Source organism: Streptomyces sp. NPDC028635 (assembly GCF_040637635.1).
Taxonomy (GTDB): domain Bacteria; phylum Actinomycetota; class Actinomycetes; order Streptomycetales; family Streptomycetaceae; genus Streptomyces.
Genome location: NZ_JBEZWX010000041.1, coordinates 1 through 21,488 on the forward strand (window position 1 = coordinate 1; position 21,488 = coordinate 21,488).

Genomic DNA, 21,488 nt, shown 5'->3' on the forward strand with positions numbered 1-21,488 from the left:
CGGCACGGGGCCCCTGGGTTTCACTACGTCTCCCCGTTCGCGCCACCCGGCCGGGCGGGGGCGACCCCCCGGCCGGCCACCACCGGCCCACCCCCGTCCCCCGTCCCCCGGCACTTGGCACTTGGCACTTGGCACTTGGCACGAGCGTCCCCGCGTGCGCGCCCGAACTCGGGGCATCCGCAGGCGAAAGAATGTTTGTTTCCTCGCGGCCGCGGACGTGGACGCGGACAAGGGAGCGGAAGGGAAGGGCATCGTGCTGGCTGTCGTCTCGGCGGTTCTGTTCTTCATCGCCTTTTTGATCAATGCGGCCGACATCTCCACCAACGACACGTTCACCTCGACCAACATCATGCTGCTCGGCCTCACGGCGCTGGCCCTGCACCTCGCGGGGGTGGGCGGCGGCTGGTCGGTCCGCGGCCGCAGGCGCTGACGTACCTCGTGCGGCCCGTGTAGCAGCTAGTACGCCACAACTCCCCACCTGTCACTCCAACGAGTGAATTACAGGATGAATTTCCGGACGTCTCCCGCTTCGTCGGGTGTGCTGAGCCGCGCCGGGTCCGCACCTGACGGGGCCGGCCGACGAGGCAGGGGGAGTGGGGCGTATGCGTCTCATCGTGTGGTGCGCCTGGGTGCTGACGGCCGTGCTGGGCGGCTATCTCGCCACGGTGTGGATCCGCCACGGCGGACTGCGCCAGCGCACACCCGGCGTGACCCGGCTGCCGCTGTGGCTGGTGCTCGGGCACGTCGCGCTCGCGGTGGCGGGACTCGCCGCCTGGACCGCCTATCTGCTGGGCGGGGTGCGCGGTTCGGCGTGGGCGGCCTGCGCGGTCGTCCTCGTCGTCGCGGCCTTCGGGTTCATGATGCTGCTGCGCTGGCTGCCCAGCTCCGGCCGGCACTCGAACGCCGGCGGTGCCACCGCCGAGCGGCACTTCCCCCTGACCGCCGTCGTCGCCCACGGCACGAGCGCCGGCGCCACCGTGCTGCTCGTGGTCCTCGTCGTGCTGCGCATGGCCTGAGGGGTGTCCCGAAGACCGGGCACCGCGCGGCCGGGGTCAGGGGCCCGGCATGTGCCGTGAGGGAGCGCCGGCGCGGGTGCGGGAGCGGGTGAACCAGCCGTGCACCGCGTCCCACGCGTGGGCCCGGGCGGCCTCCCAGTCCGGCTCCCAGCCGGGCCGCACCCCGCGCGCGCCCCACCCGTCGGGCCGGCGGCGCGGCACATCGAGCCCCGCCGCGTGGGCGGCGAGCGCCGCGTCGCACACCTCGCGGGCGATCCGCACGGCCTCCCGGCCGCTGTCGGCCTGGCCGGTGAAGACATAGCTGCCCCGCCGGTCGGGCTGCGCCGGGTGGGTGATCGGGACGTCGACCTGGAAGAACGGCTTGGCCACCACGTCCACCTTCCTGTGTCGGTCGGTCGGTGTGACGAACGTATGGGCGATCCGCCGTGCCTGCCATCCGGGGAGGGGGCCCTACGTATACGCAATTAACCCGCTGTGTGCGGCCCGGCTCCGGTCGATCCCTACCGGAGTCTTTTGTTCCGCCCCACCTCGGACGCACAATCGTCGTTCGAACGCTGGCGAATCCGGGGGCCGACGGCTGGAGCTATGTGGTGGCGCTTGGTGACGCTCCGTGGATGAACAGGCTGCGGCGGACGCTGGACGGCGAAACCGGCCGGCCGGTGCTCGTGCTCGTGGAGGGCCCCGCCGGCTTCGGCAAGAGCCGTCTCGTCCGCTGTCTGACCACGGCTCCCTGGGCCGCGCGCACGCCCCGGGAGGTGTGGGCGTGCGGAGCGGGCGAGCCGCCCGCGCTGCCCGCCGGGGACGGGCCGCTGCTGCTCGTCGCCGAGGACCTGCACCGGGCGCGGGAGCGGGACAGGGCATGGCTGCGCGAGGTGCTGGAGGGAGCGCGCCCGGGACTGGCGGCCGTGGTCACCTACCGGCCGGAGGAACTGCCGGAGCCGGGACTGCCGCTGGGCACGCCACCGCCGCACTACCCGCCCCACCTGTCCGTACGCAGGCACCGCCTGCGGCCGTGGACCGCCGACGACGTGCGCGGGTTCGCCGCCGAGGCCCTCGGCAGGCGCTGCACACCGGAGGCGGTCGCACGGCTGCACGAGCGTTCGGCGGGCGTGCCCCAGGTGGTGACCGACCTGGTGGAGGCCCTGCGGGACAAACCCGACGCCCAGTGGTACACCCCGGCCGACGTGGACGCGGCCGGGGTCCCGGTCCGGCTGGCCGACCTCGTGCTGGGCCGGACCGCCGCGCTCACGGAGCACCACCGGCCCGTCGTGTGGGCGGCGGCCGTCCTCGAGCGGCCCGCCACGGACACCGAACTGATCGCCGTGGCGTCCCTCGGAGCAGGGGAGGGCCGTACGGCGCTGGGCGCCGCGCTGGCGTCCGGGCTGCTCGTGGAGACCGCCGACGGCCGCTACCGGCTGATCTGCCCGCTCGCCACGCAGGCCCTGCACCAGGTGCTGCCCGGCCCGCTCCGCGCGCGTCTGCACGGACGGGCCGCGGACGCGCTGGGTGCCCGGCAGCCGGCGTCCTGGCCGGAACTGGCCCGCCACCGCCGCGCCGCCGGCCGCGTGCGCAGCTGGCTGCGGGCGGTGGAACGGGCCGCGGACCAGGCCCACGCCCTCGGGGAGAGCGCCCGCTACCAGGAGGCCATCGGGCTGCTGGAGCAGGCGATGGCCTCCCCGCTCGTCTCCCCGCAGGCGCGGGCCCGTCTGGCGCCCGTGCTGGCCCGCAGCGCCGTCGACGGGCTGCGCTCCGACCAGACCGTCGAGGCGCTGCAGCGAGTGGTGCGGGACGACACCCTGCCGGCCGCGGTGCGCGGCGAGATCCGCCTCGACCTCGGGCTGCTCATGGTCAACCAGGTCGGCGGCGAGGACGGCCGCGCCGTGCTGGAACGGGCCGCGGCGGAACTGCGCGAGGAGCGGCCCGCCCTCGCCGCGCGGGCCATGTGCGCCCTCGCCTCACCGCGCTGGCCCGGCACCGGCGCCGACGTGCACGAGAAGTGGCTGCGAGCCGCCGGGCGGGCCGCAGCCGACAGCGGCGACGAGGCCGCCCGGGCGGCCGTGGCCACGGCCCGGGTCACCCTCGCCACCATGCGCGGCGACCCACGGGGCTGGGCCCTGCTCGACGACCTGCCCACCACGAGCACGGACGCCCAGGCGCGCCGGCACGCCGCACGCGGGCTGTGCAACGCCGCCGACGCGGCCGTCTGGCTCGGGCAGTACGAACGGGCCGAGAAACTCCTCGCCGAAGGCGTCGAACTCTCCGTGACCAGCGGTTCGCCGTTCACCGAGCACACGGCCCTCGGAGCCCGCCTGACGCTCGACTGGATGCGGGGCCGCTGGCAGGGGCTCGCGGAGCGGTGCGAGACGTTCGTGGCCGCCACCTTCGACATGCCGCTCATCTCCAGTGACGGGCGGCTGGTCCTCGGCCTGCTGGCACTCGCCCAGGGCGAGTGGGGGCGGGCGGTGTCCTGGCTTTCGGGTGAGCGCGGCACGGCACCGGAGTACGTCTCGCCGAGCCAGGCCGCCACCATGTCCGGGGCGCTGATCCGCCGGGAACTGGCCCGTGACGAGGTGGCGAACGCGGCCGCCGAGGCCCACACGGCCTGGGAGAAGGTCGCCCGCAAGGGCATCTGGGCCTGGGCCGCCGAACTGGCCCCCTGGGCGGTCGAGGCGACGGCCCGCGCGGGGCGCGTGCCGCAGGCCCGGTCCATGGTCGAGGACTTCGCCGCGGGACTCGACGGCGTCGACGCGCCCGGCGCCCGCGCCGCGCTGACATGGTCCCGCGCCGCGCTCGCCGAGACCACCGGACAGGCCTGCGAGGCGGCCGCGCTGTACCGCGAGGCCGGTGCGGCCTACGCGGCGCTCGGCCGGCCGTACGCGCGGGCGCTGACCGCCGAATGCGCCGGACGCTGCGCGCTGACCGCCCGTGACGGCGGCCCCGACTCCACCGCGGCCGAACTCGCCTCCTGTGTGGAGGAGTTCACCCGTCTCGGGGCGACCTGGGACGCCGCCCGCACCCGCGCGCTGCTGCGCGTGCACGGACCCGCGCCCGAACGGCGCCCGAACGGCCGTCCCGCCTACGGCGACCAGCTCTCCCCGAGGGAGCGCGAAGTGGCCCAGCTCGCCGGCTCCGGACTGACCAACCGGGAGATCGCCGCCACCCTGCACCTGTCGCCGCGCACGGTGGAGCAGCACGTGGCCCGCGCCATGCGCAAACTGAACCTGGCCTCGCGGCAGCAACTGGCCGAGCCGGGCGGCGGCATCTGAAGGCGTGCGGCACGGACCGGCACCACCCGGCACGCGAGGGGGTCAGTCGACCGGCCAGGTGTGCACGGGCGCGTTGAGATGCATGTAGTCGATGTACTGCTGTGTCATGCGCCGCAGGGTCTCGTGGCGGCCCGTGTGGGCCAGGGAGTCGAGGTGGTGGAACATCTCCGTCTGCCACACCGCCCCGTTGCGCCCGGACACGCACCGCTGCTCGATGATGCCGAGCAGCGGCTCCCGCCACGCGTCGTCCATGCCGGAGCGCTCCAGACCCCGGTGCGCCATCGGCAGCAGCCGCCGCAGCACCAGCTCCGCCACGGGCACCTCGCCCATGCCCGGCCAGTACAGGCGGGCCTCGATGCCCTCCCGGGCGGCGGTGTGCAGGTTGTCCTCGGCCGCGGAGAACGACATGCGCGACCAGACCGGGCGTTCCTCCTCGACGAGGGCGCGGGTCAGGCCGTAGTAGAAGGCGCCGTTGGCCAGGGTGTCGGCGACGGTCGGGCCGGCCGGCAGGACGCGGTTCTCCACGCGCAGGTGCGGCTTGTCGTGGGCGATGGCGTAGACGGGCCGGTTCCAGCGGTAGATCGTGCCGTTGTGCAGGGTGAGCTCGGCCAGGTGCGGGATGTCCCCGCGTTCGAGCGTCTCGGCCGGATCCTGCTCGTCGCACAGGGGCAGCAGCGCGGGAAAGTAGCGCAGGTTCTCCTCGAACAGGTCGAAGACACTGGTGATCCAGCGTTCCCCGAACCACACGCGGGGCCGCACTCCCTGCACCTTGATCTCCTGCGGGCGGGTGTCGGTCGCCTGCTCGAAGAGCGGGATGCGCGTCTCGTGCCACAGTTCGCGGGCGAACAGGAACGGCGCGTTCGCGGCCAGCGCGACCTGGACGCCGGCGATGGCCTGCGCGGCGTTCCAGTAGTCGGGGAACTCCTGCGGCGAGACCTGGAGGTGGAACTGGGTGCTGGTGCAGGCGGCCTCGGGCGTGATCGTGTCCGCGTAGGTGCGCAGCCGGTCGACCCCGCCGATCTCGATGTGCAGGTCCTCGCCGCGGGCGGCGAAGATCTGGTCGTTGAGCAGGCGGTAGCGCGGATTCTCCGACAGCGCGGCCTCGCCGACGTCCTGCTGCCGCAGCGTGGGCAGGATGCCGATCATGATCAGGTGGGCGCCGACCGACCGGGCACGCTGCTCGGCGTGGTTGAGCGCGGCACGGATCTCGCCCTCCCAGGCGTCGGGGCCGCCCTCCGTGAGCCGCCGGGGCGGGATGTTGATCTCCAGATTGAACCGGCCCAGCTCCGTCGACCAGGCCGGATCCGCGATCGCCTCCAGCACGTCGCTGTTGCGCATCGCGGGCTCGCCCCGCTCGTCCACCAGGTTCAGTTCGATCTCCAGACCGACCTGGGGCCGTTCGACGTCGAACCGCGCCTCACGCAGCATCTGCGCGAGGACGTCGAGGCACTGCTGCATCTTGCTCCGGTACCGGCGTCGGTCCTCACGGGTGAAGACCAGCGCCGGGACGTCCCGTCCCATGGGCCCTCCCGGTCGCGCCCTACTGCGCCGCCTCTCACCCCAGAATCGCACCGCGGGCCGATGGCGACCAACGGGACGGCGGCGTGCGCACCGGAGCCGGGTACCCCACGGGCCCTGCCACCACCGCCCTGCACGGCCCGCCGGGGGAGTACGGCCGACGCGCGGCCGGGGGCGTGTCACGCGTCGCACGCGTCCCCTCGCCGGGGGCGTGTCACGCGTCGGCCGCGCCCTCTCGCGCCGGCGTGCGCCGTGCCATCCAGGCGGCCACGAGCGCGCCGGAGACGTTGTGCCAGACGGAGAACACGGCGGCCGGCAGCGCGGCGAGCGGTGTGAAGTGCGCCGTGGCCAGTGAAGCGGCGAGGCCGGAGTTCTGCATGCCGACCTCGAAGGCCATCGCGCGCGAGGCCGGCCGGCCCAGCCGGGCGAGCCGGGCGCAGCCGTAGCCGAGGGCCAGCCCGCAGCCGTTGTGCAGCACGACCGCCACCAGCACCGTGAGCGCCGCGGACTTCAGCGCGTCGGCGCTGCCCGCGACCACCACGGCGACGATCGCCGCGATCGCCAGGGAGGACAGCCACGGCATGGCGCCCAGGACGCGCTCGATCCACCGCCCGGCGACCAGGCGCACCACGAGCCCGGCGACGACCGGCAGCAGCACGGTCTTGAGGATGTCGGTCACCATCGACCCCGCGTCCACGGGCAGGTACTGACCCGCGAGCAGCAGTGTCAGCGGCGGCGTGAGGAGCGGCGCGAGCACGGTCGAGACGGTGGCGACGGACACCGACAGCGCGACGTCGCCCCGGGCGAGGTAGGTGACGACGTTGGAGGCGGTGCCGCTGGGCGCGCAGCCGACGAGGATCACCCCGGCCGCGAGCGCGGGCGACAGGTGCAGCAGATGGGCGATGAGCCAGCCCAGCCCGGGCATGATCACGTAGTGGGCCACGAGGCCGAGGAGCACGACCCACGGCCGGCGGGCCACGCCCGTGAAGTCCTCCAGGGACATGGTGAGCCCCATGCAGAACATGACCACGCCGAGCAGATACGGCACCCAGGGGCCGTAGCCGGTGAACGTGCCGGGGGAGGCGAGGCCGACGGCGCCCGCCGCGAGGACGAGGACGGGGAATACGGTGACGGCCCGCCGGGCGGCGCGGTCCGCGGGGCCGGGGCCGGTCGTCCGCGTGTCGGGAGCGGTGGTCGTGGTCGGGGTGTCAGGGCTCTGCATGGGAAACATGTAAAGGCCATCCATCCGGCTGCGGCAACGCCGTCTCGGGATCCGGGCCCCCACGGTGGCCCGGCGCGCTCGCGCGGCGCACCGGTCGACCGCGGCTCGTCCCCGAACGGCCGGCGCGGATGCGACAGGAAGGCAACCAGCAAGGAACACAGGCGGTTCCCGGGTGACACGGGCATGTCCCGACCCGCCCCGCGAGCACCCCGCCCTCCCGCCCACGACGAAGGGGCGCGGCCCGGCCGGCCGCGCCCCGTCATCAGTGGTCCCTCAGCGCACCGCCGCGGACACCACGGCCCCCAGCCCCGTGGCGAAGGCCACGACGGCCGATCCGAGGAGGGCGTGCCAGGTCAGCAGGCGCTGCCGCAGCTGGTCGTAGCGGGCCTCGTACTCGCGTCGCAGCTCAGCGGCCCGCCGCAGCGTCAGGCGCAGCCTCTCCCGGGTGAGTTCGATGTGCTGTTCGGCGTAGAGCCGGGCGACCTCCTCGGCCTGCGCGCCGGTCAGCCACGGCAGGCCGGCGCAGAATGCCTCGGCCGCTCGCCGCGCCTGCTCCCGGTCGGCCTCGGCGAGGAGATAACCCTCGACCTCGTCGGCGAGCGACGCCCCCTCCTGCCGGGCGAGGGAGCGCGCCGGATCCGTCATCACCGCTCGCCTTCGTGTCCGGCGGCGTCGATGGCGTCACGCCGGCCCGTCAGCTCCTTCTGGTCCAGTTCGGAGATCTCCGGGTGGTGCAGGTCGAACGCCGGGGACTCGCTGCGGATCCGCGGGAGGGTGAGGAAGTTGTGCCGCGGCGGCGGGCAGGCGGTCGCCCACTCCAGGGAACGGCCGTAGCCCCACGGGTCGTCGACCCCGACGTGCTTGCCGTGCTTCGACGTCTTCCACACGTTGTACAGGAACGGCAGCATGGACAGGCCGAGCACGAAGGACGCGATCGACGAGATGGTGTTCAGGGCCGTGAAGCCGTCCACCGCCAGGTAGTCGGCGTAACGACGCGGCATGCCCTCCGCGCCCAGCCAGTGCTGCACCAGGAAGGTGCCGTGGAAGCCGACGAACAGCAGCCAGAAGGTCATCTTGCCCAGGCGCTCGTCGAGCATCTTGCCGGTGAACTTGGGCCACCAGAAGTGGAATCCCGCGAACATGGCGAACACGACGGTGCCGAACACCACGTAGTGGAAGTGCGCCACCACGAAGTACGAGTCCGAGACCTCGAAGTCCAGCGGCGGCGAGGCGAGGATGACGCCGGTCAGGCCGCCGAAGAGGAACGTGACGAGGAAGCCGGTCGCCCACAGCATGGGTGTCTCGAAGGAGAGCGCGCCCTTCCACATCGTGCCGATCCAGTTGAAGAACTTCACACCGGTCGGCACCGCGATCAGGAAGGTCATGAAGGAGAAGAACGGCAGCAGCACGCCCTGCGTGACGTACATGTGGTGCGCCCACACGGTCGCGGACAGGCCCGCGATCGCGATCGTGGCGGCCACCAGGCCCATGTAGCCGAAGATCGGCTTGCGGGAGAACACCGGGATGACCTCGGTGACGATGCCGAAGAACGGCAGGGCGATGATGTACACCTCCGGGTGTCCGAAGAACCAGAAGAGGTGTTGCCACAGCAGTGCGCCGCCGTTGGCCGGGTCGTAGACATGGGCGCCGAACTTGCGGTCCGCCTCCAGGGCGAACAGTGCGGCCGCGAGGACCGGGAAGGCCAGCAGGACCAGGACACCGGTCAGCAGCACGTTCCAGGTGAAGATCGGCATGCGGAACATCGTCATGCCCGGAGCGCGCATGCAGATGATCGTGGTGATGAAGTTGACCGAGCCGAGGATCGTGCCGAAGCCGGAGAACGCCAGCCCCATGATCCACATGTCGGAGCCGATGCCCGGCGAGCGGATCACGTCCGACAGCGGCGTGTAGGCGAACCAGCCGAAGTCCGCCGCACCCTGCGGGGTGAGGAAGCCGCCCACCGCGATCAGCGAGCCGAACAGGTACAGCCAGTACGCGAACATGTTGAGCCGGGGGAAGGCGACATCCGGCGCACCGATCTGCAGCGGCATGATCCAGTTGGTGAACCCGGCGAACAGCGGCGTCGCGAACATCAGCAGCATCACGGTGCCGTGCATCGTGAACGCCTGGTTGAACTGCTCGTTCGACACGATCTGCAGACCCGGCCGGGCCAGCTCGGCGCGCATGAGCAGCGCCATCACGCCGCCGATCAGGAAGAAGGCGAACGACGTCGACAGATAGAGAGTGCCGATCGTCTTGTGGTCCGTGGTCGTCAGCCACTTCACCACCACATTGCCGGGACGCTTGCGCCGCAGCGGCAGCTCGTCCTGGTAATAGCCCTCTTCGGCTGGGGAACCTTGGGGTTCGTTGAGGATGCTCACAAGCTGTGTCTCTCTCGAAAGACCGGCTTCGCCACGTCAGTCAGGCCATCCTGGCCGGACGCAGAGCGGGGCGTCGCCCGGAAGGAGCGACACGCGGCTGTTCACGTGACGATCGCACACGAACGGAGTAGTGCCCGCGTGGTGGCCCCGCCCCGCCGCCCGCACTTTTGAACATGTTCAATTCCCGGCGTATGCTGCCGCCATGAGCGATGTGAGCGGCAGAGCCGCCCTGTTGAGGGGCGTGCGCGCCTGGCTGGTCCTCTTCGTCGTCTGCCTGGTGCTCAGCGGCGCCACGGCCTTCCCGCTGGTCCACGAACTGCGCTGGACCGAATCGGCGCTGCGGGCGCTGTCCGTCCCCGAATATCTGCCGGGGCTGATGCGGTGGATCGAGCGGGTGCGCGACGGCCTGGACGCCACCGACGCCCGCTACCCCTTCCTCCTCTACGGCACCGACTGGCTGGCCTTCGCCCACCTGGTCATCGCGGTGGCCTTCTACGGCCCCTACCGCGACCCCGTCCGCAACATCTGGGTCGTCGAGTTCGGGATGATCGCCTGCGCCGGCATCATCCCGCTGGCCCTGATCTGCGGCCCGCTGCGCCACATCCCCGTGTGGTGGTCGGTCATCGACATGTCGTTCGGCGTGTTCGGAGTGATACCGCTGTACATCGTGCGCCGCAAGATCAAGCAGTTGGCGGCGATGAGTGCGCATCCGCGGCTCGTCACGGCCGGCTGACCGGGCCCGCGGCGCCCGGTCCGGCCACAGCGCCCGCGTCGGTTCCGCTACAGCGCCCGTGCCACCAGGAGGGCCACGTCGTCGTGGTCGTCGGGGTGGCGCAGGCCGTACAGGAGGAGGTCGCAGGTCTCCTCCAGGGGGCGTTCGGGTTCGTCGAGGAAGCCGAGGAGGGTGTGGAGACGCTCGTCGATCGGGTGCTGGCGGGTCTCGACGAGGCCGTCGGTGTAGAGCACCAGCAGGTCGCCGGGGCGCAGTTCGGCCGTGGTGGTCTCGAACCGGATGCCGCCGATGCCGAGCGGGGCGCCCGAGGGCACGTCGAGCAGCGTCGGGGGTTCGCCGACGCGGGCCAGCGCGGGCGGCATGTGTCCGGCGTTGGCGATGCAGCACTGTCTGGTGTGCGGGTCGTACACGATGAAGACGCAGGTCACGATGTAGTGCTCGAGATCGCAGGTGATCTTGTCCAGATGGCGGAGCACTTCGCCCGGGTGCAGGTCCAGATCCGCGTAGGCGACGGTCGCCGTCCGCAGCCGTCCCATCGTGGCGGCGGCGTCGATGCCGTTGCCCATGACGTCACCGACGACCAGGGCGGTCTTGTCGCCGGACAGCTTGATGACGTCGTACCAGTCGCCGCCCACCTCGGTCGTCGCCTGCGCCGGCTGGTAGCGGGAGGCGAGTTCCAGACCCGTGTGGTGCGGCGGATGGTCGGGCAGCAGGCTGCGCTGCAGGGTCAGGGAGGTGTTGCGCACGCTCTGGAACCAGCGCGCGTTGTCGATGGCGATCGCGGCCCGCCCGGCCAGCTCGCCGGCCAGGACGACGTCGTCCTCGTCGAAGGGGACCGGGTTGCGGGTGCGCTTGAGATCGAGGGCACCGAGCACCTCGCCGTGCGCGATCAGCGGTACGGCGAGATAGGAGTGGACCCCCGCGCGCGCGAGCAGCGCGGCGGCGTCGGCGTCACGGGCGATCCGCGGCAGGTCCTCCTCACCGACGTGGCGCACGAGCACCGGCCGGCCCGTGTGGACGCACAGGGTGACCAGGCGGTCGCCCTCGTAGGCGGCGACCTCACCGGGGGCGTCCGCGGCACGCAGCGCCACGGAGGGCTGGGCCGCCTTGAGGGCGAGGGCCCGGAACAGCTCCGGACCGTTGTCCGGCTCGCGCATCCGGCGGCAGGCCAGAGCGGAGTCCAGCACGTCTACCGCGACCACGTCGGCCAGCGCGCCGGTGGCGATCTCGGCCAGCTCGGCGGCGGTCTGCTCCACCTCCAGGGTGGTGCCGACACGGGTGGAGGCGTCCGCGATCAGGGCCAGCCGGCGCCGGGCCCGGTCGGCCTCGGCCGCCGCGCGATGCCGCTCGGTGACGTCGACGACCGAGAGGGCCGCGCCGAGCACCCGCCCGCCCGGGTCCTCCAGACGGTAGAAGGACAGGGACCAGGCGCGCTCGTGCTCGGGGTCGGACCGGGGCCGGCCCACGTGGTACTGGTCGAGCAGCGGTGTGCCCGTGGTGAGCACCTGCCGCAGCGCCGACTCGACGGTGTCGACGTCGGCGAAGGGCAGCGTCTCGCGCAGGTGACGGCCGATGTGGTCCTCGGAGGGGATGCCGTCGATCCGCTGCAACGCCGGATTGACCAGGAGGTACCGCAGATCGGGGTCCAGCAGCGCGAGACCGATCGGGGACTGGTTGATCAGCCGCTCGCACAGCGCCAGATCGGTCTCGACCCGTTGCAGCAGGCTGTGATCCGCGGCGAGACCCAGGGCGTAGACGTCCCCCAGGTCGTCGAGCAGCCGCATGTTGCGGAACTCCATCAGCCGCGTGCTGCCGTCCTTGTGCCGGACCGGGAACGCGCCCGCCCAGCTGCGGCCCGTCTCCAGGACCTCCGCGAACAGCTTGAGCACCCCGTGCAGATGCTCGGGGTGGATGATCAGCCGGGCCGCGGGCCTGCCCAGCGCCTCGGCCGCGGAGTAGCCGAACAACTCCTCCGCCTGCGGCGTCCAGAACACGATGCGTCCCTCGACGTCGAGCACCAGAGCCGCCACGCTCAGCACGTCCAGCAGGCTGGTCTGCCGGTGCTGGTCGGTGCCGTACTGATCACCGTCGGGCGGGAAGGTCTCGGCTGTCATCCCTGCGCCTCCTGATACCGGTCGGCAGCACCCGCCGGCCTTCGCCGTCCTCGCCGTACGGCGGTCGACCCGGCCCCTCCATGCTCCCTCGCCTGCCCGGCGAGGGCGACACAGCCCGGCAAGGCCTCCGGCCGCCCCCACGGGGGACGGGCGGGAGCGCCGCCGGGCCATGCGCATCCGGCGGACAAGCAGCACCATGGTCCTGTAAGCGGACCAACGGGATCACGGACCTTCCCGCGGACGAGAGGGCGCGTGATCCTGCCGAAGGACGCACGACATGGACTCTGCGCGCAACGGCTCCGAGCCACCCCCGGCCGCGGGGGCACGCGCCCACTTCGACGCGTCCACCGACGCGGCCGCCGTGCTGTCCCGGCACGGTGTGGTGCTCGGCTGGACCCGCGCCGCCGAGCATCTGCTCGGCTACCCCGCGTCCGAGGTCGTCGGCCGGCCCGCCACACGGCTGGCCGCCCGGCCCGGCGACCCCGTACGCGTCGCCGCGGTCGCCGAACGCTGCCGGGCCGGCATGGGCTGGAACGGCGTCATCCCGCTCAGGCACCGCGACGGCCACCGCGTCGAGGCCGACCTCAGGGTGTCCGCGGCCTTCCGTCTCGCCGGCGACGAGTGTTTCCTGCTCTCGGCGCGCGAGCGCAGGCAGCGGTGGGGAGTGGGGGAGTCGGTCCTCGACGGGCTCCTGACCCGTTCGCCCGTCGGCATGGCGGTGATGGACCGCGGCCTGCGCTACGTATGGCTGAACGACACCCTGGAACGCATCGGCGGCGTCCCCCGCGAACAGCGGCTCGGACGCCGGCTCGGCGAGCTGCTGCCCGGGTTGCAGACCGACACCCTCGAAGGGCTGATGCGCAAGGTCATGGAGACCGGGGTCCCGGTCACCGACTACGAGTACGTGGGCTGGAGCTGGTCCGACCCGCACCGCCGGCACGCCTACTCCACGTCGTTCTTCCCCCTCGTGGACGCCGACGACACGGTCACCGGTGTGTGCTACATGGTGCTGGACGTCACCGAGCGGTGGACCGCCCGCGAGCTCCTGTCGCTGGTCAACGAGGCCGGCGCGAGCATCGGCAGGACCCTCGACGTGATGCGTACGGCCCAGGAACTCGCCGACTTCGCCGTGCCGCGCTTCGCCGACTTCGTCGTCGTCGACCTTCTCGAACCCGTCCTCAGCACGGTGGGCCACGGCACATGGCTGACCGACGCGGGGCCCGCGCCGGCCCGGACGCTGATGCGGCGCGCCGGGATGCGCTCGGTGCGGGAGGGCTGTCCGGAGGCCGTGGCGGGCATCGGCGACCGGGTGGACTTCCCCGCGCCGACCCGGGACATGGACATGCTCTTCACCGGTGAGCCGGACTTCGTCCCCGTGCTCGACCCGTCCGACGAGCAGTGGGCGGTCCGCCATCCCGCCAGGGCCGCGCGCATCCGGGAGTTCGGTCTGCACTCCCTCATCTCCGTGCCGATGCGGGCCCGCCACACCGCCCTGGGGCTCACCACCTTCGTCCGCTCGCTCAACCCCGTCTCGTTCCAGCCCGACGACGTCCTGGTGGCGCAGGAGCTGGTGGCGCGGGCGGCGCTGTGCGTCGACAACGCCCGCCGCTACACCCGGGAGCACACGGCGGCCGTCACCCTCCAGCGCAGTCTGCTGCCGCACGTGCTGAGCGGGGGCACCGCGCTGGACGTGGCCTCGTACTATCTGCCCGCCGACCCGACGGGCGGGGTCGGCGGCGACTGGTTCGACGTGATCCCGCTGTCCGGCGCCCGCGTCGGCCTGGTGGTGGGTGACGTGGTCGGCCACGGCATCACCGCGGCCGCGGCGATGGGGCGGCTGCGCACCGCCGTCCAGACCCTCGCCGACATGGAGATGCCGCCGGACGAACTGCTCGCCCACCTCGACGACCTGGTGCTCCGGCTGAGCGAGGAGGAGACCGCGGGCCTGGCCGACGGGACCGCCGACGGTCTGAGCGACGCGACGTCCCCCGCTCGGGCTGGCGGGGCGAACCCCGGCCCCGGCGCGGCGCGGGCGCGGACGGCCGGCGACCGCGACGGGGCCGCCGAAGGCGACGCCACCACCGATCGGCCGGAGACCGCCGGCCGTGACCGGCCCGCGGACCGCGCCGACCCCACCGGCCGTGACCGCCCAGCGGATCGCCCCGAGCCCACCGGCCGTGACCGGTTCGCCGACCGCGCCGAGCCCACCGACCACGGCGCCACCGCCTTCCTCGGCGCGTCCTGTCTGTACGCGGTGTACGACCCCGTCACCAGGCGCTGCACGATGGCCCGCGCCGGTCATCCGCCGCCCGTCGTCGTCGCACCGGACGGCGAGGTGCACTTCCCGGCGCCGCCCGCCGGTCCGCCGCTCGGCCTCGGCGGGATCGGCTTCGAGACCGGCGAGATCGAACTGGCCCCCGGCAGCCTCCTCGGTCTGTACACCGACGGCCTGATCGTGGGCGCCGACCGGGACATGGAACGCGGCATGTCCCGCCTCGGTGAGGCCCTCGCCCGGCCCCGCGCCGACCTCGCCACCCTGTGCCGCGGCGCCGTGCAGCGCCTCGTGCGCACCCCTCAGTCCGACGACGTCGCCCTGCTGCTCTCCCGTACTCACGCGCTGGGTCCCGACCAGGTCGTCTCCTGGGACGTGCCGGTCGATCCGGCCGCCGTCGGAGACGTGCGAGGCCGCGCCACCCGGCAGGTGGAGGCATGGGGTTTCGGGGAGCTGGCCATGGCGACCGAACTGATCGTCAGTGAACTCGTCACCAACGCGATCCGCTACGCCGCACCGCCGATCCGGCTGCGCCTCGTTCGCGACACCCGCCTGACCTGCGAGGTCGCCGACGGCAGCAGTACCGCTCCCCGGTTGCGGCACCCTCGCAGCACGGACGAGGGCGGCCGCGGCCTGTTCCTCGTCGCCCAGCTCGCCCACCGCTGGGGGGTGCGCTACACACTCGAGGGGAAGATCATCTGGGCCGAGCAGGAGATTCCCTGAGCCGGACGCGGCCGGTGTCTCCGCCCGCCGTGCTCACCGGCCGCCTCGAGTGACGCCGTCGCTCTCGTCGCCGTCTTCCCGGCGGCGGCGGTGACGGTGGACGAGCCACACGACGCCCGTCGTGACGGACATGGCGGCCACCGCGAGCCCGGCGGCGGCCCATCTGCTGCCCGCGAACCGCAGGTCGGCGAAGAGGAAGGTGACCGTGACCACGACGGGGAGCAGCAGCGACAGCACGGCCCGTCCCGCGGCGAGCAGCAGGGCGGGGTCGAGCCGGGAGCGGGGGCGCGCGGCACCACCGGCGGGCCCGAAGTAGTAGGTGTCCGTGCGTTCCAGCAGCCGACGGGTCGCGGACCGGTACGACACCACCATGTAGGGCACCCACACCAGGGGCGCCACCATGCCCACCGCGATCACCAGCACCACCAGGGCGATCCGGCCCGCCTGGACGTACCAGGCGGGCCGGCGCGTGTCCGTCGCGGGCGTGAGCAGGCCCAGCAGGCGGGCCATGCGCAGGGTGAGGTGCCACAGACCGGCGCGGCGGGTGCGCTGTGCGGCCGGGCGCTTCTCGCCGAGGAGCGCGCGCTCCGTCGCCGCGAGCGCCTGGGCGGCCCGGCGGGTGTCGGCGTGGACGCCCTGGAGGACGAGGAGGTCGGCCGCCCGGTCCCGGGAGGCCGGGTCCCGGCCGCTCAGCGCGGCCAGCTCCAGCACCGTGCGGGCCTGGCCGAGCAGCGCGGCGCAGAAAGCGAACGGCACCAGCAGCAGGACGGGCCCTCCGACGAAGGCCCCCTCGGCCACGACGGTGCGCTCACCGCGCACGATCACGCGGTGGCGCAGCTCGTCGAGAGGTGCGTCGGGCCGCTGGTCGCGCAGGCGTGCCGTACGTCGCCCGGCGGCGTGGGCCAGGTGCCGTACCGCGAACAGCGCGAGATGTTCGGGGAGGTGCCCGGGGTCGGCGCGCACCTGACGCAGCAGTGAACGCGGCAGCGACCGTACGGGGGACGGGGGCGCCGGCTGCGGCACCGTCATCTGCGGGGCTGTGTGCCGAGGGCCGGCAGCACAGCCGGCACGGCGACCGCCGTAGGGAGGATCAGCGTTCCCGGATGCGCCATGCGTGGCATTCAAGCGGTCCGGCACCCGGCCCGCGGCCGCTCACGGCCGGGCGCCGGCCCGTGTCACCCGCTCGGCCCACCCCACATGGCCGCACGGCCCCGGCGGCCGGACGCTCGTAGCGCCGGCAGATCTCCTGGTCTGCGACGTCACGGCGCATCCCCGGGCGGCGACGCCACGGGAGCCGTCGGCAGGAGAAGGGACCCCCATGAGCCAGGCCGCACAGTCGAACCGATCCGACCGCCCCTGGCCGCCACAGGCGGCCGGCGACAGCGGCGGCCGGGCCGCGGGCGGGGTCATCTTCGCCGCCGTCATGCTGCTGTGCAGCGGCGTCCTCGCCGTGCTCCAGGGCATCGCGGCGGTTGCCGAGGACGATGTGTACGCCCGCGTCGGCACCTACGTCTACGAGATCAACCTGACCGGATGGGGCATCATCCACATCGTCGTCGGCGCCCTCGTCGCCGTCACCGGAGCGGGCCTGCTGAAGGGCATGGCCTGGGCGCGCTTCGCCGGAATCGCCCTGGCCTCGCTGAGCCTGGTCACGCAGTTCCTGTTCCTGCCCTACCAGCCCGTCTGGTCCCTGTTCATGATGGCGGTCGACGTCTTCGTCGTCTGGGCGCTGGCCGGCCACCGGGAAGCGACCAGCTGACCGCCGCCGACGCGTGCGACGTTACCCGCCCATCGCCGACCACGGCCTCGTCGGAGACCTCCAGACCGTCGCGCTGGTCTCCTCCGAGGGCGTGGTCGACTGGCTGTGTGCTCCCCGTTTCGACTCGCCCAGTGTCTTCGGCTCTCTCCTCGACCACGACCGCGGCGGCCACTTCGCGATCACCGTGGAGGGCCCCGACGTCACGACGCGCCAGCTGTACTTCCCGGACACCGCGATCCTCGTGACCCGGTTCCTCACTCCGCAGGGCGTCGGCGAGGTCGTCGACCTCATGCCCTTGGACCACCCGCTGACCGCGAGCGCCCGGCACCGGCTCATCAGGGTGATGCGGGTGCCGCGCGGCCGGGTCCGGTTCCGCCTGACCTGCCGCCCGCGCTTCGACTACGGGCGGGCGCGGCATCGTCTCGAACTCCATGAGGGCGTCGCCCGTTTCGCGGGGCCCGGCACGGACGCCCTCCTCCAGCCGCTGGGCGCCGTACGCCTGGAACGGGACGGTGACGACGTGGTCGCCGACGCCGAGCTGACGCAGGGGCGGACAGCAGCGGTCGTCCTCACCCTGGACGCCACGGGGGCGCCGCCCGGGCCGGACTTCACCCTTCAGCAGGTGGCGGACACGTTCGACGCCACCCGCGACTTCTGGCACGGCTGGGTGCGCCGCAGCCGCTACCGGGGCCGCTGGCAGGACGCGGTGAACCGCTCGGCGATCACCCTCAAGCTGCTCACCTACGCCCCCACCGGCGCCCCCGTGGCGGCGGCCACCACGGGCCTGCCCGAACAGCTCGGCGGTGAACGCAACTGGGACTACCGCTACACCTGGGTCCGTGACGCGTCCCTGTCCGTCCACGCCCTGCTCGACCTGGGCCACGAGGAGGAGGCGCACGCCTTCCGCCAGTGGCTGGGCACGCGCCTGCACGAGCAGCGGACGGTCACCGGCGAACCCCTGCAGATCATGTACCGGGTGGACGGTGACCCCCACCTCGCGGAGGAGATCCTTCCGCACTGGGAGGGCTACCGGGGCTCGGCGCCCGTCCGCATCGGCAACGGCGCCGCCGGTCAGCTCCAGCTGGACATCTACGGTGAGGCGGCCTGGGCCCTCACCCGCGTCCACGACGCCCAGTGGTCCGGCTACGGCTACGACGGCTGGCTCGGCCTGTCAGGCACCCTCGACTGGCTCACCACCCACTGGGACCGCCCCGACGAGGGCATCTGGGAGACACGCGGCGGGCGGCAGGACTTCACCTACAGCCGGGTGATGTGCTGGGCCGCCTTCGACCGCGGCATCACTCTGGCCACCGCGTTCGCCCGCCCCGCCGACCTGACGGCGTGGACGGCGGCGCGTGACGCGATCTTCCGGCAGATCATGGACCGCGGCTGGAACGCGAAGCGCGGGGCCTTCGTCCAGCACTACGGCAGCGAGGTCCTCGACGCCTCGCTGCTGCTGATGCCCGCGGTGCGTTTCGTCGCCCCCCGTGATCCGCGCTGGCTGTCCACCCTCGACGCGATGGACACCGAACTGGTTTCCGACGGCCTGGTCCACCGCTACAACCCCGCCGCCTCGCCCGACGGCCTGCGGGGCAGCGAGGGCACCTTCTCCCTGTGCAGCTTCCTGTACGTGAACGCCCTGGCCCGAGCCGGCCGCCTGGACCAGGCCCGCTACGCCTTCGACAAGATGCTGACCTACGCCAACCATGTCGGTCTCTTCGCCGAGGAGATCGGCCCCCTGGGCGAGCAACTGGGCAACTTCCCGCAGGCGTTCACCCACCTCGCCCTGATCACGGCGGCGACGGCCCTGGACGAGGCGCTGGACCGGGCGGAGAGCTGAGCCTCCTGCCGGCGGGACCGGTGGGCTGAGGGAGGGGCCCGGCGGCTGGGCGGGGGCGTCGGAACACCCGAACGGCCCGCAGGCGGCCCGTGCCCGGTGACATGCTCGTCGTCCGCGGCGGTGTGTCCGCCGCCGGCCACAGCCGCCACCGCACCCGTGGCGTGCGTTCAAGGCCCGCCCAGTGACCTCCAATGGCGGTGTCAATCGCATCCTATGGAGGAGCAAAGAATTCCGTCCGGTACTGCCGGGCCGGCGCGCTCCGGACTTATGTTCCTCCCGCACCCTGTCATGCCATGTTCAACCAGCATGCGGGGCTGAGTGTCATGCTCATGACTGCGTCGTTCTGCCGCCGCTGCGCGCGTCACGGGCCTGCCCACCCAGTGCGATCCCCACCTCACAACGGAGGCAGTACCCCATGCGTGAGTCACGCCCGAGCGGGCGCCGGCAGAGTCTGCGAAGACTCGTCGCCGTCGCTTTCCCCGCGCTCGCCCTCACCGTCACCGGACTCGTCGCGGCACCGACGGCAGGGGCGGCCCAGACCGCCGCTCCCGCGCCGCACACCACCAAGGTCGCGCAGAACCACAAGGCGCTGACCGCACCCGAGCGGCAGACCTACCACTCCACCGGCAAGGCCGGCCAGAAGGTGCCCACCACGCACCTGTGCGCCACCGCCGCGCCCGGTCACGCGTCGTGCTTCGCCCAGCGCCGCACCGACATCAAGCAGCAGCTCACCGCGGCCCTCGCCGCCGCGACCCCGTCGGGCCTGTCCCCGGCGAACCTGCACAGCGCCTACAACCTGCCCACCACGGGCGGTACCGGCATCACGGTCGCCATCGTTGACGCCTACAACGACCCCAACGCCGAGGCGGACCTCGCGACCTACCGCTCCACCTACGGCCTGTCCTCCTGCACCAAGGCCAACGGCTGCTTCAAGCAGGTCAGCCAGACCGGCTCCACCACCTCGCTGCCGACCAACGACACCGGCTGGGCCGGTGAAGAGGCCCTCGACCTCGACATGGTCAGCGCCGTCTGCCCGAACTGCAGCATCATCCTCGTCGAGGCCAACTCCGCGAACGACACCGACCTCGGCATAGCCGAGAACGAGGCCGTCGCGCTCGGCGCCAAGGTCGTCTCCAACAGCTGGGGCGGCTCCGAGGCCTCCTCGCAGACCACCGAGGACACCCAGTACTTCAAGCACCCCGGCGTCGCCATCACCGTCTCCTCCGGTGACTCCGCCTACGGTGCCGAGTACCCGGCGACCTCCCAGTACGTGACCGCCGTCGGCGGCACCGCGCTCACCACCGCCTCCAACTCCCGTGGCTGGAGCGAGTCGGTGTGGCACACCAACTCCACCGAGGGCACCGGCTCCGGCTGCTCGGCCTACGACCCGAAGCCGAGCTGGCAGACCGACACCGGCTGCGCCAAGCGCATGGAGGCCGACGTCTCCGCCGTCGCCGACCCGGCCACCGGTGTCGCGGTCTACGACACCTACGGCGGCTCCGGCTGGGCGGTCTACGGCGGCACCAGCGCCTCCGCCCCGATCGTCGCCGGCGTCTACGCCCTCGCGGGCACCCCGGGCACGACCGACTACCCGGCGAAGTACCCCTACCAGCACACCGGCAACCTGTACGACGTGACCAGCGGCTCCAACGGCTCCTGCTCCACCTCGTACTTCTGCACCGCCGGCGCCGGCTACGACGGCCCGACCGGCTGGGGCACCCCGAACGGCACCGCCGCCTTCACCGCCGGCACCAGCACCGGCAACACGGTGACGGTCACCAACCCCGGCAGCCAGTCCACCGCCACCGGCTCCTCGGCGAGCCTGCAGATCCACGCCACCGACAGCGCGGGCGCCGCGCTCACCTACAGCGCCTCCGGCCTGCCGACCGGCCTGTCCGTCAACAGCTCCACCGGCCTGATCTCCGGTACGGCGACCACCGCCGGCACCTACCAGGTCACCGTCACCGCGAAGGACTCCACCGGCGCCTCCGGCTCGACGTCCTTCACCTGGACCGTCGGCTCCTCCGGCTCGACCTGCTCCTCGGCCCAGCTGCTGGCCAATGCGGGCTTCGAGTCCGGCAGCACCGGCTGGACCTCGACCAGCGGTGTCATCACCAACGACACCGGTGAGGCCGCCCACGGCGGTTCCTACAAGGCCTGGCTGGACGGCTACGGCTCCTCGCACACCGACACCCTGTCCCAGTCGGTGACGATCCCGGCCGGCTGCAAGGCCACGCTCACCTTCTACCTGCACATCGACACCGCCGAGACCGGCAGCACCGCCTACGACAAGCTGACGGTCACCGCCGGTTCGACGACCCTGGCGACGTACTCGAACGCCAACGCCGCCTCGGGCTACGTGCTCAAGACCTTCGACCTGTCCTCGCTGGCGGGCCAGACGGTCACCCTGAAGTTCAACGGCGTGGAGGACTCCTCCCTCCAGACCAGCTTCGTCGTGGACGACACCGCCCTGACGACCGGCTGACACCTCGCCCCACCACATCCGTCCCGCACGCGGAAGCCGTCCGCGTGCGGGACGCGGTGTTGCCGGACCGGTCCGGCCGGCTCGGGGCGGCCCGGACGGCCCGTGGCGGAATCGGACCGGCGTCCCAGGGCTCCCGCCGGTCAGCAGCGGGCCTGCGCA

At 72.8% G+C, this 21,488-nt stretch carries 15 protein-coding genes; 8 read left to right on the top strand and 7 right to left on the bottom strand.

The features are described 5' to 3' along the window. Nucleotides 1-217: 217 nt before the first annotated feature. Together AB0E88_RS30070 and AB0E88_RS30075 are read left to right on the top strand one after the other, a co-directional pair. Nucleotides 218-430 (top strand): hypothetical protein, encoded by a 213-nt coding sequence (locus AB0E88_RS30070; RefSeq protein WP_361637272.1) that lies wholly within the window; start codon nt 218-220, stop codon nt 428-430. A 172-nt stretch (nt 431-602) separates the two neighbouring features. Next, on the top strand, nt 603-1,016 hold the full coding sequence (locus tag AB0E88_RS30075) for a hypothetical protein (RefSeq protein WP_361637121.1): 414 nt from the start codon (nt 603-605) through the stop codon (nt 1,014-1,016). A 36-nt stretch (nt 1,017-1,052) separates the two neighbouring features. On the opposite strand, the gene AB0E88_RS30080 is transcribed toward AB0E88_RS30075, so the two are convergent. After that, nucleotides 1,053-1,385 carry a hypothetical protein gene (locus tag AB0E88_RS30080; RefSeq protein ID WP_361637124.1) on the bottom strand — a complete coding sequence of 111 codons (333 nt, stop codon included), beginning with the start codon at nt 1,383-1,385 and terminating at the stop codon, nt 1,053-1,055. 245 nt (nt 1,386-1,630) lie between these two features. On the opposite strand from AB0E88_RS30080, the gene AB0E88_RS30085 reads away from it, so the two are divergent. After that, entirely contained in the window at nt 1,631-4,282 is a 2,652-nt protein-coding gene (locus tag AB0E88_RS30085; protein ID WP_361637126.1) for a LuxR C-terminal-related transcriptional regulator, read from the top strand. Nucleotides 4,283-4,324: 42 nt separating this feature from the next. Here the strand turns inward: AB0E88_RS30085 and AB0E88_RS30090 are convergent, their stop codons facing one another. From AB0E88_RS30090 to ctaD, 4 genes are all read right to left on the bottom strand, one after another. Continuing rightward, a complete protein-coding gene (locus AB0E88_RS30090) occupies nt 4,325-5,803 on the bottom strand; it encodes a glutamate--cysteine ligase (RefSeq protein WP_361637129.1) in 1,479 nt (492 codons plus the stop codon). A 211-nt stretch (nt 5,804-6,014) separates the two neighbouring features. Further along, complete coding sequence (locus tag AB0E88_RS30095) at nt 6,015-7,022, bottom strand: bile acid:sodium symporter family protein (protein WP_361637132.1); 1,008 nt, start codon at nt 7,020-7,022, stop codon at nt 6,015-6,017. Between the two features lie 273 nt (nt 7,023-7,295). Beyond that, entirely contained in the window at nt 7,296-7,667 is a 372-nt protein-coding gene (locus AB0E88_RS30100; protein ID WP_361637135.1) for a hypothetical protein, read from the bottom strand. After that, on the bottom strand, nt 7,667-9,403 hold the full coding sequence (gene ctaD / locus AB0E88_RS30105) for a cytochrome c oxidase subunit I (RefSeq protein ID WP_361637138.1): 1,737 nt from the start codon (nt 9,401-9,403) through the stop codon (nt 7,667-7,669). Before ctaD ends, AB0E88_RS30100 begins: the two co-directional genes overlap by 1 nt. Nucleotides 9,404-9,614: 211 nt before the next feature. Between ctaD and AB0E88_RS30110 the strand changes: the two genes are divergently transcribed. After that, nucleotides 9,615-10,136 (top strand): hypothetical protein, encoded by a 522-nt coding sequence (locus AB0E88_RS30110; protein ID WP_361637259.1) that lies wholly within the window; start codon nt 9,615-9,617, stop codon nt 10,134-10,136. 47 nt (nt 10,137-10,183) lie between these two features. On the opposite strand, the gene AB0E88_RS30115 is transcribed toward AB0E88_RS30110, so the two are convergent. Continuing rightward, nucleotides 10,184-12,250 (bottom strand): SpoIIE family protein phosphatase, encoded by a 2,067-nt coding sequence (locus AB0E88_RS30115; RefSeq protein ID WP_361637141.1) that lies wholly within the window; start codon nt 12,248-12,250, stop codon nt 10,184-10,186. Between the two features lie 277 nt (nt 12,251-12,527). Here AB0E88_RS30115 and AB0E88_RS30120 point away from each other — a divergent pair, with 277 nt between their 5' ends. Continuing rightward, nucleotides 12,528-15,245, top strand: coding sequence for a SpoIIE family protein phosphatase (locus AB0E88_RS30120; RefSeq protein WP_361637143.1), 2,718 nt, complete (start codon nt 12,528-12,530; stop codon nt 15,243-15,245). A 33-nt stretch (nt 15,246-15,278) separates the two neighbouring features. Here the strand turns inward: AB0E88_RS30120 and AB0E88_RS30125 are convergent, their stop codons facing one another. Continuing rightward, the gene (locus AB0E88_RS30125; protein WP_361637146.1) at nt 15,279-16,274 is read right to left on the bottom strand and encodes a hypothetical protein; all 996 of its coding nucleotides are present in this window, start codon (nt 16,272-16,274) and stop codon (nt 15,279-15,281) included. 289 nt (nt 16,275-16,563) lie between these two features. Between AB0E88_RS30125 and AB0E88_RS30130 the strand changes: the two genes are divergently transcribed. The 3 genes from AB0E88_RS30130 to AB0E88_RS30140 all read left to right on the top strand — a co-directional run bounded on the left by AB0E88_RS30130 (nt 16,564) and on the right by AB0E88_RS30140 (nt 21,329). Further along, nucleotides 16,564-17,004, top strand: coding sequence for a hypothetical protein (locus AB0E88_RS30130; RefSeq protein ID WP_361637149.1), 441 nt, complete (start codon nt 16,564-16,566; stop codon nt 17,002-17,004). Between the two features lie 13 nt (nt 17,005-17,017). Then, nucleotides 17,018-18,844 carry a glycoside hydrolase family 15 protein gene (locus AB0E88_RS30135; protein ID WP_361637152.1) on the top strand — a complete coding sequence of 609 codons (1,827 nt, stop codon included), beginning with the start codon at nt 17,018-17,020 and terminating at the stop codon, nt 18,842-18,844. Nucleotides 18,845-19,259: 415 nt separating this feature from the next. Then, on the top strand, nt 19,260-21,329 hold the full coding sequence (locus AB0E88_RS30140; RefSeq protein ID WP_361637155.1) for a putative Ig domain-containing protein: 2,070 nt from the start codon (nt 19,260-19,262) through the stop codon (nt 21,327-21,329). Nucleotides 21,330-21,488 lie beyond the last annotated feature (159 nt).

Bases quoted from the DNA above. Each gene is read 5' to 3' on its own strand.
- AB0E88_RS30075 (WP_361637121.1), top strand. From the start codon at position 603: ATGCGTCTCATCGTGTGGTGCGCCTGGGTGCTGACGGCCGTGCTGGGC.
- AB0E88_RS30085 (WP_361637126.1), top strand. From the start codon at position 1,631: ATGAACAGGCTGCGGCGGACGCTGGACGGCGAAACCGGCCGGCCGGTG.
- AB0E88_RS30090 (WP_361637129.1), bottom strand. From the start codon at position 5,803: ATGGGACGGGACGTCCCGGCGCTGGTCTTCACCCGTGAGGACCGACGC.
- AB0E88_RS30095 (WP_361637132.1), bottom strand. From the start codon at position 7,022: ATGCAGAGCCCTGACACCCCGACCACGACCACCGCTCCCGACACGCGG.
- AB0E88_RS30100 (WP_361637135.1), bottom strand. From the start codon at position 7,667: ATGACGGATCCGGCGCGCTCCCTCGCCCGGCAGGAGGGGGCGTCGCTC.
- AB0E88_RS30115 (WP_361637141.1), bottom strand. From the start codon at position 12,250: ATGACAGCCGAGACCTTCCCGCCCGACGGTGATCAGTACGGCACCGAC.
- AB0E88_RS30120 (WP_361637143.1), top strand. From the start codon at position 12,528: ATGGACTCTGCGCGCAACGGCTCCGAGCCACCCCCGGCCGCGGGGGCA.
- AB0E88_RS30125 (WP_361637146.1), bottom strand. From the start codon at position 16,274: ATGACGGTGCCGCAGCCGGCGCCCCCGTCCCCCGTACGGTCGCTGCCG.
- AB0E88_RS30130 (WP_361637149.1), top strand. From the start codon at position 16,564: ATGAGCCAGGCCGCACAGTCGAACCGATCCGACCGCCCCTGGCCGCCA.
- AB0E88_RS30140 (WP_361637155.1), top strand. From the start codon at position 19,260: ATGCGTGAGTCACGCCCGAGCGGGCGCCGGCAGAGTCTGCGAAGACTC.